14 protein-coding genes and 1 pseudogene are annotated in these 15,925 nt (G+C 68.6%); 8 read left to right on the forward strand and 7 right to left on the reverse strand.

Annotation, left to right across the window (positions count from 1 at the left end):
* Positions 1-793 (forward strand): annotated as a pseudogene (locus tag AB4Z09_RS18335) (MMPL family transporter); the annotation flags it as partial.
* A 3-nt stretch (positions 794-796) separates the two neighbouring features.
* On the opposite strand, the gene AB4Z09_RS18340 reads toward AB4Z09_RS18335, so the two are convergent.
* Positions 797-1,477, reverse strand: coding sequence for a DUF1707 SHOCT-like domain-containing protein (locus AB4Z09_RS18340; RefSeq protein WP_114723306.1), 681 nt, complete (start codon positions 1,475-1,477; stop codon positions 797-799).
* A 17-nt stretch (positions 1,478-1,494) separates the two neighbouring features.
* On the reverse strand, positions 1,495-2,685 hold the full coding sequence (locus AB4Z09_RS18345) for an AI-2E family transporter (protein ID WP_114723365.1): 1,191 nt from the start codon (positions 2,683-2,685) through the stop codon (positions 1,495-1,497).
* 224 nt (positions 2,686-2,909) lie between these two features.
* Here AB4Z09_RS18345 and AB4Z09_RS18350 point away from each other — a divergent pair, with 224 nt between their 5' ends.
* Positions 2,910-4,367, forward strand: coding sequence for an adenylate/guanylate cyclase domain-containing protein (locus tag AB4Z09_RS18350; RefSeq protein WP_442240382.1), 1,458 nt, complete (start codon positions 2,910-2,912; stop codon positions 4,365-4,367).
* A gap of 28 nt (positions 4,368-4,395) precedes the next feature.
* Positions 4,396-5,559: a lysylphosphatidylglycerol synthase transmembrane domain-containing protein gene (locus AB4Z09_RS18355; RefSeq protein WP_442240383.1), complete on the forward strand. Its 1,164-nt coding sequence runs from the start codon at positions 4,396-4,398 to the stop codon at positions 5,557-5,559.
* Positions 5,560-5,568: 9 nt separating this feature from the next.
* Here AB4Z09_RS18355 and AB4Z09_RS18360 read toward each other — a convergent pair whose 3' ends face one another.
* Positions 5,569-6,252, reverse strand: a complete 684-nt coding sequence (locus AB4Z09_RS18360; RefSeq protein WP_442240384.1) for a FadR/GntR family transcriptional regulator — start codon at positions 6,250-6,252, stop codon at positions 5,569-5,571.
* A 165-nt stretch (positions 6,253-6,417) separates the two neighbouring features.
* Here AB4Z09_RS18360 and AB4Z09_RS18365 point away from each other — a divergent pair, with 165 nt between their 5' ends.
* Both AB4Z09_RS18365 and AB4Z09_RS18370 read left to right on the forward strand, forming a co-directional pair.
* Entirely contained in the window at positions 6,418-8,130 is a 1,713-nt protein-coding gene (locus AB4Z09_RS18365) for a 2-isopropylmalate synthase (RefSeq protein ID WP_442240385.1), read from the forward strand.
* A 148-nt stretch (positions 8,131-8,278) separates the two neighbouring features.
* Positions 8,279-8,830: a YceI family protein gene (locus AB4Z09_RS18370; RefSeq protein ID WP_442240386.1), complete on the forward strand. Its 552-nt coding sequence runs from the start codon at positions 8,279-8,281 to the stop codon at positions 8,828-8,830.
* Positions 8,831-8,904: 74 nt separating this feature from the next.
* Here AB4Z09_RS18370 and AB4Z09_RS18375 read toward each other — a convergent pair whose 3' ends face one another.
* The 4 genes from AB4Z09_RS18375 to paaZ form a co-directional block, all read right to left on the reverse strand.
* Entirely contained in the window at positions 8,905-9,756 is an 852-nt protein-coding gene (locus AB4Z09_RS18375; RefSeq protein ID WP_114723300.1) for a DUF7927 domain-containing protein, read from the reverse strand.
* A gap of 675 nt (positions 9,757-10,431) precedes the next feature.
* Positions 10,432-10,836 (reverse strand): hydroxyphenylacetyl-CoA thioesterase PaaI, encoded by a 405-nt coding sequence (gene paaI, locus AB4Z09_RS18380; protein ID WP_442240387.1) that lies wholly within the window; start codon positions 10,834-10,836, stop codon positions 10,432-10,434.
* On the reverse strand, positions 10,833-11,162 hold the full coding sequence (locus tag AB4Z09_RS18385) for an EthD family reductase (protein ID WP_114723364.1): 330 nt from the start codon (positions 11,160-11,162) through the stop codon (positions 10,833-10,835). The genes paaI and AB4Z09_RS18385 overlap by 4 nt, the downstream gene beginning before the upstream one ends.
* A 1-nt stretch (position 11,163) precedes the next feature.
* Complete coding sequence (gene paaZ, locus AB4Z09_RS18390) at positions 11,164-13,215, reverse strand: phenylacetic acid degradation bifunctional protein PaaZ (RefSeq protein ID WP_442240388.1); 2,052 nt, start codon at positions 13,213-13,215, stop codon at positions 11,164-11,166.
* 274 nt (positions 13,216-13,489) lie between these two features.
* On the opposite strand from paaZ, the gene AB4Z09_RS18395 reads away from it, so the two are divergent.
* Genes AB4Z09_RS18395 through AB4Z09_RS18405 form a run of 3 tightly spaced genes read left to right on the forward strand, consistent with a single transcriptional unit; the run spans position 13,490 to position 15,904 of the window.
* Entirely contained in the window at positions 13,490-14,218 is a 729-nt protein-coding gene (locus AB4Z09_RS18395; protein WP_114723297.1) for an enoyl-CoA hydratase/isomerase family protein, read from the forward strand.
* Positions 14,215-15,069, forward strand: coding sequence for a 3-hydroxyacyl-CoA dehydrogenase family protein (locus AB4Z09_RS18400; protein WP_442240389.1), 855 nt, complete (start codon positions 14,215-14,217; stop codon positions 15,067-15,069). Before AB4Z09_RS18395 ends, AB4Z09_RS18400 begins: the two co-directional genes overlap by 4 nt.
* Before the next feature lie 43 nt (positions 15,070-15,112).
* On the forward strand, positions 15,113-15,904 hold the full coding sequence (locus AB4Z09_RS18405) for an enoyl-CoA hydratase-related protein (protein WP_442240390.1): 792 nt from the start codon (positions 15,113-15,115) through the stop codon (positions 15,902-15,904).
* The last annotated feature ends 21 nt before the right edge of the window (positions 15,905-15,925 follow it).

Raw genomic sequence — 15,925 nt, forward strand, 5'->3', positions numbered from 1 at the left:
CGGATTCTCCGACGGATTCTCCGAGCTGGTGATGATGAAGTACATCGCGTACGGCATGATCTCGGCGCTCGTCATCGACGCGACCCTGATCCGCATGTTCCTGGTGCCGGCGGTGATGAAGCTGCTCGGCGACGACTGCTGGTGGGCGCCTGCCTGGATGAGGCGCATCCAGGAGAAGGTCGGGCTGGGCGAACCGATCCTCGACAGCGAACTCCCGAGTGACGTTCCCGAGCTGACAGCGACGGATGCACCGGCCGCTGCGCCCAACCCCGAGCAGGTCCTCGCTGTGGCTCCGGCCGGCGCGACTCGTGACTCCGACCCCCTGACGCAGCCGATCCCCCGGATCCCGACGACCCCGCGGGCCCGTGCGGCCACGCCGCGTCGCGGCGCTACGCGACCCGAACCGTCCGAGCAGCCGCAGCAACCGACCGCGCCGCCGACCCCGGAACCGGTCGCGGCCGCCCCTGCCCCGAAGCCCGAGAGACGTCCGCGGCCGTCCACCTCGGACGACGACGGAGAGGTCGCGTGGCTGGCCGCGCTGCGGGCACCGAACACCGGTGTCATGCCGGTCGTGAAGCCTGCCGCCGCCGAACCCGCACCCGCCCCGGAGCCCCGGCCGGCGCCGGCACCCGAGCCGGTCCCGGCACCAGAGCCGGTCCCGGCACCAGAGCCCGCGGCTCGGCACGGCGCAAACGACGATCTGTCCGACACCGACACCGGGCGCCATCGTCGCGGTGACGGTGTCGCGGTGAGCGTCAGCGAGCTGCTCGCCCGCCACCGCGACGACGACTGACCGTCAGCTGCCGAGCATCTTGCGCAGCGCCGTGCCGTACGGATGGCGCGCGGTGATCGACCCGAACCGGATCCGACCCCGCACCACGAGGTGCAGCGGCCCGTAGGGCGGGCCGGTCCGGACCTTGTTCGACACCGAGCCCGCGACGGCGTCGACCCCGTTGAGGTCGACGGTCGCCTCGGTCGGAACGACCAGCGTCACCGACCCGCAGTAGTCGTCGACGGTCAGATGAACCACCTGTGTCTGCATGACGGCCTCGGTGAAGTCGAGGGTCGAGGTGCCCATCCGGGAGTCGAGGAACAGGGTCGGCGGGACGTTCCAGCGGCCCTTGCGGGTGATCGTCGACATGCGACTGCGGATGACCAGGGGCTGCTGCGCCGGGTGTCCGGTGGCGTACCCGGTCGGCGGGCCCGCGACCGGGACCGTCGCGGGCGGAGGAACCGGTGCCGCGGGGACCGGCGCCGACGTCGGGTGCTGGCCGGCGAAGTAGGCCGGGTCGATCTGCATTCCGGGCAGATCGACGAGCACCGCGTTCAGCTCACCGCGGGTCTTCGCCGCCAGCGCGGTGTCCATCCGTTCGGTGAACTCGCCGAGCGACAGCATTCCCTGACCCACCGCGCGTTGCAGCAACTCACCGACGTGTTCGCGTTCCGCGTCCGATACCCGCAGATCTCTTGCCTCCATTCCGGCAAGGATAGTTCTCAGTCGCGTGGTGCGGCGGGTCGCCCGAGGTCGCCGTCATCGGGTTCGTCCGGTGTCGCGGGGAACATCGGCACCGACGGGTCGGTGCTGGCGAGGGACTCGTAGGCCTCCTCGGCCTCCTCCTGGTCCTCGGCGCACAGCGAGCGAACTGCCGTGTTCAGGAACGCGACGATCGGAACGGCCAGCAGGCCGCCGACGATGCCCGCGAGCACGATGCCGGTGGTGATCGCGAGGACCACGGCGAGAGGATGCAGGCGCACCGCGCGGCCGAGCAGCAGCGGCTGCAGCACGTGCCCTTCGAGCTGCATGATGCCGATGATGATGCCGAGCACGATCAGGGCGGTGAGCAGGCCCTTGGTCACCAGGGCGACCAGGACGGCGAGGAAGCCGGTGACGAAGGCGCCGACGATCGGGATGAACGCACCGATGAAGACGAGCGAGGCGAGGGGCAGTGCGAGCGGCACCCCGAGGATCGCGAGCCCTGCGCCGATGCCGATCGCGTCGGCCGCGGCCACGGCCACCGTCGCCCGGGTGTAGCCGACCAGGGAGTTGAATCCCTGCCGCCCGGCCAGGCGGACGCGTCCGCGCTGGCTCCTCGGGATCAGCCGGGTGACGAACTCCCACACCTGGTCGCCGCCGTACAGGAAGAAGATGAGCGTGAACAGGGTGAGGAACGCGCCGGCGAAGATCTCCCCGACGACGGTCGCGGTGGTGAGCGCACCGCTGGTCAGCGCCTCCTGATTGGATTGGATGGCCTTGACGACGTTGTCGCCGGCGTGCCGGATCTGGTCCTCGCTGAAGTGCAGCGGCCCCTCGGTGAGCCAGTCCTGCACCGTGGTGACGCTGGCGGTGAACTGGTCGCTCAGGACGGGCAGCCCCTCGACGAACTGTTCCACGACGAACGCCAGGATCGCGCCGACGACGCCCATCGTGCCGACGACCGCGATGATCACGGCGCCTGAGCGGGGCACACCGCGGCGGTGCATCCAGTCCACGGCGGGCATCAACAGCGCCGACGCGAGCAGCGCGATCGCGACCGGGATGACGACCGCCTCGAGCTTCGAGACGACGAACCCGAGGGCGAGCAGTCCGGCGAACAGCACCAGCAGGCGCCACGTCCACGCTGCGCCGATTCGGACGAGCGGGTGGACGGCGTCCGACACCGGCCGGGCCGGCGCCGTCGTCGGCACCGCGGACGCCTCCGATTCCGCCGGTGGGGCGGCCTCTTCCGGATCCTTGTCGCTCACCGCGCGAGCGTATCGGGAGGACGACCGTCGGTGGCGGCGAAACGACCGTCTGGCGCGGCAACCGTGTGCGCTGCCGGGCCGCGAAGGATGTCCCGCTAAATTATGAGGTCGTGTGGGCTTCGTACCGAGCAGTGGCGCTGACGATTCGCAGTCGTTGGCCTCTCTACATGCTCTCGATGCTCGGGGCGAACCTGATCGGCGCGGTGTTGGTGTTCGCGTTCGTCCGGTACGGCATCCCGATTCCGGAGTCGGCCGACATCATCAACGACCACGTCCGGAACTTCGCCGTATTCAGCACGTACCTCGTCTTCGCCGGCGTCGTGAGTCTGACGGCCGCGGCGATGATGCTGCGGTCGGTGATCCGCTGGCAGCTGCGGGGCGGGCCGCCGACGCGTGGTGAGCAGATGGCCGCGCTGCACGCGCCGCTTCGTCAGGCGATCGTGCATCTGGTGTTGTGGTTCCTCGGCGGCGTGATCTTCGTACTGCTGACCGTCGAGGAGATGCCGGAACTCGCGGTGGCCGTCGTCGTCACGGTCTGCATGGCCGCGACCACGACGTTCGGCTTCACGTACATGCTCGGCGAGCGGATCCTGCGTCCCGTCGCGGCGCAGGCGCTCAGCGAGGGCCAGTTCGACCGGACGATGGCGCCCGGCGTCGGCACCCGGCTGGCGATGACGTGGGGGCTGGGCACACTGATGCCGGTCATCGGCATCATCCTGCTGTGTGTCACCCAGCTGACCACCGATCTCGAGTTCTCGCCGGGAGCACTGGCGTGGGCGATCCTGCTGCTGTCGATCATGACGATCGGCCAGGCGTTCGCATTGTCGATGCTCACCGCCAGTCAGATCTCCGATCCGATCCGGCAGCTGCGCCGCGCGATCGAACGGGTGCAGCGCGGCGAGACGGACGTGCGGGTGGAGGTGTTCGACGGCTCCGAGATCGGTCGCCTGCAGGTCGGCTTCAACCGGATGATGCGCGAGGGCGACGAGCGGAAGCTGCTGCGTGAGCTGTTCGGTCAGCACGTCGGCGAGGACGTCGCCCGGCGCGCGCTGCAGTTCGGTACCGAGCTGGGCGGCGAGACCCGTTTCGTCGCGGTCCTGTTCGTCGACATGGTCGGTTCCACCGGTGCGGCGGCCGAACGTCCGCCGGGCGAGGTCGTCGAGCTGCTCAACGAGTTCTTCCGCGTGATCGTGGACGTCGTGGACCGGCATCACGGGTTCGTCAACAAGTTCATGGGCGACGCGGCGCTCGCGATCTTCGGCGCCCCGCTGGACCGTCCGGACGCGCCGACCGCGGCGCTGGCGGCGGCGCGCGAGCTGCGGTTCGCGCTCAACGAGATCACCGGCCTCGACATCGGCATCGGCGTGTCGGCGGGCCTCGCGGTCGCCGGCAACATCGGCGCGGCCGAGCGGTTCGAGTACACGGTGATCGGCGACCCGGTGAACGAGGCGGCGCGTCTCACCGAGCTGGCGAAGCTGCGTCCGAGCCGGGTCCTGGCATCGACCAGCGCCCTGTACTTCGCCGACGACGAGGAGCAGGCGCACTGGGAGCTGGGTGATCAGGTGCAGTTGCGGGGCCGTCGCCGCAACACGCATCTGGCGTGGCCGGTGCTGTATCCGGAGTGATGTGAGCAGGCTTGGTTACGCTGGGCTCGTGGCACAGCCGGAGCCCGACCCCCGAGGCGGCGACACGAGTCGGCCGCGCGGTCGCTTCTGGTGGCTCAAGTGGGTGGCCGGTGTCCTGCTGCTGGCGCTGCTGATCGGCGAGGGCATCTATCTGTGGCCGCGGCTGCACGAGTCGTGGCAGGCCCTGTCGGAGATCCATTGGGGCTGGTTGGCGCTGTGTGTCGTCGCGCAGGCGGTGTCGCTGAGTGGCTACGGCCGCGTCCAGAAGCAACTGCTGCGCGCCGGCGGTGTGGCGGTGAGCCAGCGCAAGTCCGTCGCGGTGATCTACGGGTCGACGGCGATGGCGTTGACCCTGCCCGCGGGGCAGGTCTTCTCGACGGCGTTCACGTACAAGGAGACCCGACGCTGGGGTGCCAGTCCGCTGGTGGCGTCGTGGCAGCTCGCGATCTCCGGCGTGATCGCGGCCGCGGGTCTCGCGCTGATCGGTGTGTCGGGTGCGCTGCTGGTCGGCGGGTCGGTGAGCCCGTTCACGCTGTTGTTCTCGGTGGCCGGGCTGATCGCGCTGCTGTACGCGGGCCGGTACGTCTCGGCGCATCCCGATTCGATCGGGGCCGCCGCGCGATGGGTGCTGATCCGGGTGAACCGGCTACGCGGCAAGCCCGCCGACACCGGCATGGACGCGGTGCGCACCACGATCGAGCAGCTCGACTCGGTCCAGCTGGGCAAGCGTGACGCGGCGCTGACACTGGGCTGGTCGGCGGTCCACCGGGTCGCGGACGTGGTGTGCCTGGGTGCGGCATGCTTCGCGATCGGCGCCGATCCGTTGCTCGCGGGACTGCTGATCGCCTTCGCGGCAGGCAAGGCGGTCGCGACGATTCCGGGCGCGCCGGGCGGCCTGGTCTACGTGGACGCGACACTGATCGCCGCCCTCACCACCGCGGCGAGCATCAGCGCGTCGCAGGCGGTGGCGGCCGCGTTCGTCTACCGCGGCGTGAGCTTCATCCTCGTCGCGATCGTCGGCTGGATCGTCTTCCTGTTCCTCTTCCGCGATCGACAGCCCGAGGATCCGGGGTTCGACGTCGAACTCGAACAGCGCGACCTGACGGCGTTGCCGGAGCGGCGGGACGTGTCGGATCCGACGTCGTCGATTCCCGATCCGCACGTCGAGATGCCACGGCCGCCCGTCGAGTGACCTCGGCCGTCAACCGAGGTCGGCTGCCATCGCCTCGAGGTGCGCGCGGCTGACCCGGACGGCCTGCTCGACGTCGCCGGCGGCGATGGCCTCGACGAGCGCGAGATGCTCGTCGGCGTTCGGTTCGGCGTGCCGATCGCGCAGCCCGAGCAGCGCGATCATGTCGACGAGCGCCTCCGCCAGTCGCGGCGTGAACGTCTCGAACAGCTCCGTCAGCACCGGGTTGTGCGCGGCCAGGACGACCRCGCGGTGGACCTCGATGTCGGCGTCGACGAACTCCCGGTCGGGTGCGTCGGCGGCGGCCGCGCGCAGGTCCAGGGCCCGGCGCATCGCGGCGATGTCGGTGGCGGTGGCGCGGGAGGCCGCGAGCCGGGCGGCCTCCACCTCGATCGCGGTGCGCACCTCGACGACGGCGGCGATCGCCTCGGTCCGCAGCACCGCCTCCCAGCCGTCGGCGTCGGGTTCGAGCCGTTCGACGAACACACCGGATCCCTGCTTCGGCCGCAGCATCCCCTGCCCGGCGAGCATCCGCAGCGCCTCGCGGATCGTGGACCGTCCGATGCCGAGTTCGGCGGCGAGGGTGGTCTCGCCGGGAAGTTTCGAACCGATCGCCCACTCCCCCGCCTGCAGCCGGCGTCGCAACTGTTCGGCGGCCTGATCGGCCAGCAGGCTGCGGGTCAGTGGGGCGGTCACCCAAACTCCTCAGGTTGTCAGACAAGTTGTTTTGCTCTAGCTTAGCCTGCATGGCTTATCGCGGACTGCTCCTCGGCTGCCGCGGCGGGGTCTGACCGGACCGGCACCCCGCCGCGGGGTTCCGTCGTGCCGGTCGACCCTTCCGACCCGCACAGGAGTCACGCCATGAACTGGAATCGCCAGCGCCCGTCGTCCATGCCCAGCCACCGCTACCGCCCGTACTCCGAACGGGTTCCGGTGCCGCTGACCGAACGTCGGTGGCCCACCGCCCGCACCACCGTCGCACCGCTGTGGGTGCCGGTCGATCTGCGCGACGGCAACCAGGCCCTCGCCGAACCGATGGACCCGGCCCGCAAGCGACGCTTCTTCGACCTGATGGTCGCCATGGGCTACAAGGAGATCGAGGTCGGCTACCCGTCGGCCAGCCAGACGGACTTCGACTTCGTCCGCGACCTGGCCGAGCAGTCCCTGGTGCCCGACGACGTCACGATCGTCGTGTTCACCGCGGCGCGAACGGATCTCATCGAGCGCACCTTCGAGTCGGTACGCGGGCTGCCGAACGTGGTGCTGCACATGTACACCGCGACGGCGCCGACGTGGCGCGACGTGGTCCTGGGCCACGACCGGGAGGCGCTGCACCGCTTGATCTTCGACGCCGCACAGGACGTGGCCCGCTGCGGCGAGCGGCAGCCCGGGGTGCGGTTCGAGTTCTCGCCCGAGGTGTTCAACCTGACCGAACCCGATTACGTACTGGAGGTGTGCAACAGCCTGACCGAACTGTGGGACGCCTCCCCCGACCGCCCGGTGATCCACAACCTCCCTGCGACGGTGGAGATCTCGACGCCCAACGTGTACGCCGACCAGATCGAGTACATGCACCGGAACCTGGCGCGGCGTGACTCGGTGATCCTGTCGGTGCACCCGCACAACGACCGCGGCACCGGGGTGGCGTGCGCCGAACTGGCGGTACTGGCCGGCGCACAGCGCGTGGAGGGTTGTCTGTTCGGCAACGGCGAGCGCACCGGCAACGTCGACCTGGTGACGCTTGCCCTCAACCTGCACGCGCAGGGCGTCGACCCGATGATCGACTTCTCGGACATCGATGCCGTCAAGCGAACCGTGGAGCACTGCAACCGAATCGACGTGCACGAGAGGCACCCGTACGGCGGCGATCTGGTGTACACCGCGTTCTCGGGCACCCACCAGGACGCGATCAAGAAGGGATTCGCGCACCACTACGCGTCGGCCGAGGCGGCGGGAATCGATCCGAGCACGGCGCCGTGGGACGTGCCGTATCTGCCGATCGACCCACGCGACGTGGGTCGCGACTACGAGGCGGTGATCCGCGTGAACAGCCAGTCGGGCAAGGGCGGGATCGCGTATCTGCTGCAGACCGGGTACGGCATCGACCTGCCGCGGCCACTGCAGATCGACTTCGCGAAACGCGTCCAGCGGGCCACCGACGACAGCGGCGCGGAGATCACCGCCGAGCAGTTGTGGGAGTTGCTGCACGCCGAGTACGGCTTCGACGGCCGACTGGGCCAGTGGTCGATCGAGCATCGAGAGGGCGGCGATCACCTGCGGGTGCGGGCCGAGTTCGACGACTCGACCCTGGCCGGCGAGGCCTCGGGCAGCGGGCCGGTCGAGGCGCTCACCCGGATCCTGGCCGAGCACGGCCACACCGTGGAGGTGCTCTCATTCGGGCAGCAGTCGGTGGGCTCGGGCAGCGACAGCCGCGCGGTCACCTACGCCCAGTGCGGCAACGGTGACGGGACCGCGCACTGGGGTGTCGGCTTCGACCAGTCGGTGACGGCGTCCACACTGCAGGCCGTTCTCGCCGCATCCGCCCGCACCCCCTCCCCCGATTCGCGCACGTAGCGGTACCCGCGCCCTGCCGCGAACACCGATAAGTGCGCAAATCGCGCAGCGTGAGCGAGGTCACCTCCGGTTGCGGAATGCCCGGACCAGTGCCACCGTTGTAACCACAGTCTTTGAAGTTTCAACTACTTGCATCGGGAGCACACACATGACCACTGCCGTCACCCTGCCCAATCTGTCCGCCGGCACCTGGGCCATCGACCAGTCCCACTCGACCGTCGGCTTCATGGTCCGCCACCTGGTGGTCAGCAAGGTCCGTGGCACGTTCAACGACTTCAGCGGTTCGATCACGGTCGGCGAGGACGGTCTGCCGTCCGTGCAGGCCGAGATCCAGGTCGCGTCCATCGACACCAACAGCGAGCAGCGTGACGGCCACATCAAGTCGGCCGATTTCTTCGACGTCGAGCAGTTCCCGACGGCCACGTTCGTCTCCACGGGCGTTCGCCCCGTGGGCTCGAACTTCGTGGTCGAGGGCGAGTTCACGCTGCACGGTGTGACCAAGCCGGTCGAGCTGGCGCTCGAGTTCCTCGGCGTCAACCCGGGCATGGGCAACGGCCCGGTTGCCGGTTTCGAGGCCTCCACCACCATCAACCGCAAGGACTTCGGCATCAGCATCGAGATGCCGCTCGAGGGTGGCGGCGCCGTCGTCGGCGACAAGATCGCCATCAACCTCGAGATCGAGGCCGGCCTCCAGGCCTGATCCAGGCCCCACAGACTGCGCACCCGTCACGGCAGAAGTGCAAGCCGTGACGGGTGCGCTGTCATGTCAGCCCGTCAGGACGCGGTCGCCCGACGACGGACCGCCCAGAACACGCCGCCACCGGCGAGTACGACCGCAGCCGCGCCACCCGCGACAGCCGGGTTCACCATCGGCACGGCCGCGCTGTCGGCCGTGGGCACCTCCGCACACACGGCGATACCCGTGCAGCTGGCCGGAGCCTGCGCCGGAGCAGCAGCCGGATCCGTCACCGCCGCAACGAGATTGTGGTCACCCTGCGACGCGAACGGCTTGACCGCCACCGCATAGGTCACCGTCACCGACTGCCCCGGCGCCACCGTGCCCGCGACACCGTAGTTGCCACCGTTCGGCGACACCGTCAGCGCCGCATCGCTGCTCGTCGGCCCCGACACCAGATCCGCATCGTCGAGCAGACCCGACAACACCAGCGCCTGGTCCACAGCCACCGGCTGACCACCGGTGTTCGTGAACGTGGTCGTGTAGTTCACCACCTGGCCGTCCGACACCGCACCCGACGCATCCGACGACGTCGTCACCTGCAGATTCCCCAGCGGCGCATCCAGAAACAGCAAGATGTTGTCCACGACAGCGTCGGTATCGTTCAGGTCCGTTCCGGGCGAGAAGTTTGCTTCGACGCCGATTTGGCGCGTGCCCGCGGGAACTGGGGCGGACTGTTGCCGGCGCACGAATCCGGTAGCGTTGCCTCGCTCTGCGGGCGTTACCGGCGGCAGCGTGATGCTGCTGATCTCCGTGCCGTCGACATCGAGGAATTTGTAGTTGATCTCGACCTTGTCGTTGTCGGTCAGGTACCCACCGAGCAGTGCGGACACGTTTGCCGTCGCGGCGCCCGCGTCGATCGATGCCGCAGAGGGGGTCGTGTCCACCATCTGCCACATACGATGGCCGCTGTTGTAGCCGCCTGAACCCGCGAAGAGACTGATACCGCCAGGGAACGTACCCGTGACTTGCCCGGCACTGTTGACAAGATTGGGTGCCGGATAATTCGAGGTGGACCCGTACCTGACCCAATTGACAGGTTGGGCCTGGATCCACCCGGTCATCCCGTCATCGCCACCACCGTTGACGGTCAACTGACCCGGCTGGGCTGCCATCGGCGCAGCGCCCGCCGGCGCCGCCGTCATCGCTCCCGCACCGGCAATCGCCGCGGCGGCCAGAACCAGGCCTGCCCCCCGACGCGCCATCGATACACCCATCAACTCTCCTCACCGAAAGTATCTGTCCGACAAACCCGGTTGCCGGCCAGAGGCCCGAGTCGGCCCCACCGGACACTAGGAAGAATCGAGACCGATCGGTCTCCGGGCGAGGGCGTTCGTGCGGCCCCCCGCACGAATACGCGGATTCCCGCCCGGCAGGGTGACGAACCGCAAACGAGCAGCGTGACGGCCACATCAATCGAGGCCTTCACCACCATCAACCGCAAGGACTTCGGCCATCAGCGTCGGACTCCAGGCCTGGTCCGGCCCCACAGGCTGCGCACCCGACACGGCGTGTCTGCTGCGGCGGGCGCGCTCCTGTCCCGGAATCCGGGGCCGGAAGCCGGCTCACCGAGAGCGCGCGACGGACCGACTGTCGCCACGGAACTCAGCGACGGACTTGCCTCGAACCCGGACGGTGACATCGTAGATACCGTTGCGGCCGTAGCGTTCCCGCTCGACCGCCTCGGCAATCAGCTCGTCGCCCAGTCGCGTGGGGGCCAGGAACCGGATGTCCGCCCGAGCGGCGACCGCCGGCTCGTCGTACCCGTTGCACGCGAGCGCAAATGCCGTGTCCGCAAGGGTGAACACGAATCCGCCGTGCGTGATTCCGTGCCCGTTCACCATGGTCTCGCGGACCGTCATCGACGCGACCGCACGGCCCGGGAACAGTTCGCGCACCTCGATCCCCAACGCCCGGGACGCCACATCGGCCTCGAACATCTCTTGCGCCGAGGGGAATTCGACTGTCATACTTCTCCCTCCCCGCCGTGCACCGATTCCTCTTCCAGCGTGTACATCGTCACCCCTCCGGTGGCGAAGTTGCGGACATCCCTGGCGGCGTCCCGCATCTCCTTCGACGCCAGTCCGGCGTGCATCGTCTCGGCATCGGGGAAGCACAGCGACGCAATCGCATAGTAGGCAGGGGCGGCGCCGTCGAGTGCGCTGCACTTTCCCCACGTGTAGCCGGACAGGCCGGGGATCTTGCGCGCCAACGGAATGTGCGTGGTGCGGTAGTGGGCGTCGAAAGCACCTGAATCCTCGGGGTGGCCGTAACAGACCACCACCCTGCAGCCCATGTCAGCGCCCTCCACCGCTGGACGCTCCCTTGGCAACGAGGGTGAGGACGTCGTAGGTCGCGACAGCATCGCCGTCCTGATTCGCGACCACGGCATCCCACCGCACCTCGCCGTAGTCRGCGCTGCTGCGCGGTGTGATCAGCTTCGCGGTCAACGTCACGGTGAGGCTGTCGCCCGCCTTCACCGGGGTCAGAAAACGCAGATTGTCGACGCCGAAGTTCGCGAGGACCGGTCCCGGGTTCGGCTCGACGAACAGCCCGGCCGCGAGCGAGACCACGAGGTAGCCGTGGGCGACGATGCCGCCGAAGAGGGGGTTCGCCGCCGCGGCATCAGGATCGGTGTGCGCATAGAAGGTGTCGCCGGTGAACTCCGCGAAATGGTCGATGTCCGCCAGTGTGACCTGCCGCGGTCCTCCGACGACCGTGTCACCGATCCGCAACTCCGCCAAATTCTTCCGGAACGGATGGACACCGTCGTCGGTTCGCCGCGACCCGGGAACCCAACGATTGCCGACGGCAGTCAGGATGTCGGGGGTCGCCTGGACCGCGGTGCGCTGCATGTGATGCAGGACTCCACGGATGCCACCGAGCTCCTCACCGCCACCAGCGCGGCCCGGACCACCGTGGACGAGCACGGGAAGCGGCGAGCCGTGTCCGGTCGATTCCCGCGCATCGTCCCGGTTGAGAACCAGGACGCGGCCGTGGAAGGGCGCGAGCCCCAGCACGATGTCGCGGGCGAGCCCGGCGTCGCGGGTGACGACGGAGGCCACGAGGCTGCCCTTGCCGCGGGCCGCGAATTCGATCAGCTCGGAAGTACCATCGTATCCGATCACCGTGCTCACCGGCCCGAACGCCTCGATGTCGTGTGGCTCGTCGGCGGCCTTGTCATCGCAGCGCAGCAGGATCGGAGGCAGGAAGGCGCCGGTCAGCCTGTCCGCTCCCACGACCTCGAAGTTCTCCGGATCCCCCACCACGATCCGTGCCGACTTCGTCAGTCCACGAAGCGCTTTCAGCACCTCATCGCGCTGCTCGATGCTCGCCAGGGCGCCCATCGTGACACCCTCGGCATCGGGGGCCCCGACCACGACCCGCGACAGGCGGCCCCGCACGGCCTCGACCACGTCGTCGACGAGGCCCGAGGGAACGAGGGCACGGCGGATCGCAGTGCACTTCTGGCCGGCCTTGACGGTCATCTCCGTGACGAGCTGTTTGACGTAGAGCTCGAACTCCTCGCTGCCGGGTTCGACGTCCGCACCGAGAATGGAGGCGTTGAGCGAATCCGCTTCGGCGTTGAAGTGCACACCCTCGGCGACGACTCTCGGATGGACCCGCAGCATCGCCGCGGTGTCCGCGGATCCGGTGAACGCGACCGAGTCCTGCCCACCGAGGTGGTCGAGCAGATCACGCGCGCTACCCGACAGCAGCTGGACCGACCCTTCCGGCAGCAGTCCGGACTCGATGATGCGGCGGAACACCAGTTCGGTGAGATAGGCCGTCTGGCTGGCCGGCTTCACGATCGACGGGACTCCGGCGATGAATGCCGGCGCGAGCTTCTCGAGGAAGCCCCACACCGGGAAGTTGAACGCATTGATCTGGACGGCGACACCGCGACGCGAGGTGTAGACGTGCTGGCCGAGGAAGGTCCCCGCCTTGCCGAGTTGCTCATGGGGCCCGTCGAGGTGGACGGTGTCGTTCGGTAGTTCGCGCCGCGCCTTGCTCGCGTAGCTCAGCAGGGTTCCGAAGCCACCGTCGATGTCGACACCGGAGTCGCGTCGCGTCGCGCCGGTGGCAGTGGACAGCTCGTAGAACTCTTCCTTGCCGGCCATGAGCGTCAGGGCCAACGCCTTCAGCGCTGCGGCGCGCTCGTGGAAGGTCAGTTCGGCCAGGGCGGGCCCGCCGACCGCACGAGCATGCGCCACCATCCCGGCGATGTCGAGCCCGGTCGACGAGATGCGTGCCACCTCGGAACCGTCCACCGCGCTCAGGAGCGGCGTTCCAGCATCGGGAGCCGTGTACCAGCTCCCGGCAACGTAACTTTGCACTAACCTGCTCACGAAAACCTCTTTCCACCGTACGTTCGGTCGGTAATCAGAATCGCCAGTACGGCGTCCGATTGTCAAGGTTCAATGCAATATTCAGCACCGGTCACGCGTCCGACCGGATTCGTCGGAACCCTTGCGTCCCGACCGAAGGTTCGGTTATTAATTGAGACGAGCACACTGCGAAGGAGACGAAAGTGGTGCAAGTAATCCCGATGTGCGGAGCCCGCATCCCACACGAGCGCGCGGGCCGTGCCCTCGCCCGGGCCCCCCTGTCGAGTGAGGCGCCGTGAATACCCTGACGATCGACGATCGTGCCGACCGGATGGTGGTCACCCTCCATCGCCCGCAGCAACGCAACGCGATCAACGCCGAGATGATCTCGGAACTGCACCGGGTGTGCGCGCTCCTCGAGGACGCACCCAAGCCGTTGTTGATCAGCGGATCCGGCGATCACTTCGCGGGCGGTGCCGATATCGCGGAACTGCGGGACCGGGGACGCGACGAGGCGCTCGCGGGTATCAATCGCACTCTCTTCGACCGCATCGCCAGGCTGCCGATGCCCACCGTTGCAGCAGTGAGCGGATTCGCGCTCGGCGGCGGAGCGGAACTGTCGTACGCCTGCGACATCCGTGTCGCGACGGAAACCGCGGTGTTCGGCAACCCCGAGCCGGGTCTCGGCATCATGGCCGCCGCCGGCGCCAGCTATCGCCTGCAGGAACTGGTCGGCAAATCGATCGCCAAGCAGGTGCTCCTCGCCGGCCGCAACCTCGACGCAGCGGCGGCGCTGCGCTGCGGGCTCGTGATCAGCGTCGTGGCCCCCGGCGAACACGTCGCTGCCGCACACGACATCGTCGATCGCATCAACCGCTCCGCACCGCTGGCGCTCAGGCTCACCAAGCTGATCGCCGATGCACCCGGGACCCACTCCTTCGCCGACGACATCGCCCAGGCGGTGTTGTTCGAGAGTCGGGACAAACACGACCGCATGACGGCCTTTCTGGAGAAGAAGAAATGACGAACACAATCCCCGGCCACGTCGGTGTCGTCGGTGGCGGACGAATGGGCGCCGGCATCGCGCAGGTGTTCGCGACGCTCGGTTCCACGGTCACCATCGCCGAGAGCGGCGACCGACAGGCGGCACTGACCCGGGTCTCGGACGGACTGGACCGCGCCCACGAACGCGGAAGGCTCGGCGAATCCGATCCGGCAACGGTGCTCGGGCGTGTGTCGCTCGTCGACGCACCGGACGAGCTGCCCACCAGACTCGATCTCGTGGTCGAGGCTGTCCCGGAATCCGTGCAGCTCAAGCTGGGTGTGCTCTCCCTCGTGGAGAAGACGGTCGATCCGGCGACGGTGATCGCGACCAACACCAGTTCGATCTCGATCGCCGCACTCGGTGCGGTGCTGGATGATCCCCGCCGACTGGTCGGCATGCACTTCTTCAATCCGGTACCGGCGTCCACGCTCGTCGAGATCATCCGGACTCCGTCGACCGACACCGCCGTCGTGGCGCGGGTGTGCACGTGGGTCTCCCAGCTCGGCAAGTCCCAGGTGCTGGTCAACGACTCGCCGGGCTTCGCGACGAGCCGGCTCGGGGTCTGTCTCGGGCTCGAGGCGATCCGGATGCTCGAGGAAGGTGTCGCCGATGCCGAGTCCATCGATCGTGCAATGGAGTTGGGATACAGGCACCCCATGGGTCCGCTACGTTCCACCGATCTCGTGGGCCTCGACGTTCGACTCGCCATCGCCGAGCACCTGACGGAGACGCTCGGTGAACGCTTCAGGCCTCCCGCCCTCCTTCGCGAGAAGGTGGCGCGAGGCGAACTCGGCCGCAAGGCGGGCCGAGGCTTCTTCAACTGGTCCTGAGGCGACACTCGGGCCCGAATCCCACTGACAGGAGATGCATTCCATGAGCGGTATCGACAGGATCGGGCTGTCCACGACTGCGGGCCTGGCAACGATCACCCTGCGCCGACCCGGCGCGTCCAACGCGCTCGATCGCGCAGCGAAGGAACAGCTGTCGGCGGCGGTCGAGACGGTAGCCGGAGACCGAACGGTGCGCGCGCTCCTCCTCGAGGCCGAGGGCAGGAACTTCTGCGTCGGCCAGGATCTCGCCGAGCATGCCGCCGGCCTCGCGGCGGATCCCGCACGCGCGATGGACACCGTCGGCGCACACTACAACCCGTTGCTCACTACGCTCGCCGCGGTGCGCGTACCAGTCGTCGTCGCGATCAACGGCGCGTGCGTGGGGGCAGGCCTGGGCATCGCACTGGCAGGAGACATCCGGATCGCCGGGGAGAGCGCCAGGTTCGCCACCGCCTTCACCGGGATCGGGCTGGCGAGCGATTCCGGATTGAGCCACACACTGGTCGAGATGCTCGGTCCGAGCCGTGCGACGGGCCTGTTGATGCTCGGCGACCGGTTCTCGGCCGCCCAGGCCCTCGACTGGGGTCTGGTCCACCGCGTCGTGCCCGACGGCGACCTCGTCGATGCCGCCCGGGTGCTGGCGGGCGAACTCGCGTCAGGACCGACCGCGGCCCACATGCACGTGAAGCGCCTCGTATCGGCGTCGTCCACGGGTCTCGTCGAGGCGCTCGAGCGTGAGCGTGCGGCACAAGAGGATCTGGGACGATCGGCGGATCATCGCGCCGCGGTCGACGCGTTCCTCGCCAAACGCGCACCGTCCTTCGAAGGCCGCTGACCGCGCCGCGCACGCTTGTGC

This window comes from Rhodococcus sp. TAF43 (genome assembly GCF_052113525.1).
In the GTDB taxonomy this organism is placed as follows: domain Bacteria; phylum Actinomycetota; class Actinomycetes; order Mycobacteriales; family Mycobacteriaceae; genus Prescottella.

Excerpts from the sequence above, each read along its gene's own strand:
- AB4Z09_RS18375 (WP_114723300.1), bottom strand. The coding sequence starts at position 9,756 with ATGGTGGACACGACCCCCTCTGCGGCATCGATCGACGCGGGCGCCGCG.
- paaI (WP_442240387.1), bottom strand. The coding sequence starts at position 10,836 with ATGACAGTCGAATTCCCCTCGGCGCAAGAGATGTTCGAGGCCGATGTG.
- AB4Z09_RS18370 (WP_442240386.1), top strand. The coding sequence starts at position 8,279 with ATGACCACTGCCGTCACCCTGCCCAATCTGTCCGCCGGCACCTGGGCC.
- AB4Z09_RS18400 (WP_442240389.1), top strand. The coding sequence starts at position 14,215 with ATGACGAACACAATCCCCGGCCACGTCGGTGTCGTCGGTGGCGGACGA.
- AB4Z09_RS18405 (WP_442240390.1), top strand. The coding sequence starts at position 15,113 with ATGAGCGGTATCGACAGGATCGGGCTGTCCACGACTGCGGGCCTGGCA.
- AB4Z09_RS18340 (WP_114723306.1), bottom strand. The coding sequence starts at position 1,477 with ATGGAGGCAAGAGATCTGCGGGTATCGGACGCGGAACGCGAACACGTC.
- AB4Z09_RS18350 (WP_442240382.1), top strand. The coding sequence starts at position 2,910 with ATGCTCTCGATGCTCGGGGCGAACCTGATCGGCGCGGTGTTGGTGTTC.
- AB4Z09_RS18385 (WP_114723364.1), bottom strand. The coding sequence starts at position 11,162 with ATGGGCTGCAGGGTGGTGGTCTGTTACGGCCACCCCGAGGATTCAGGT.
- AB4Z09_RS18365 (WP_442240385.1), top strand. The coding sequence starts at position 6,418 with ATGAACTGGAATCGCCAGCGCCCGTCGTCCATGCCCAGCCACCGCTAC.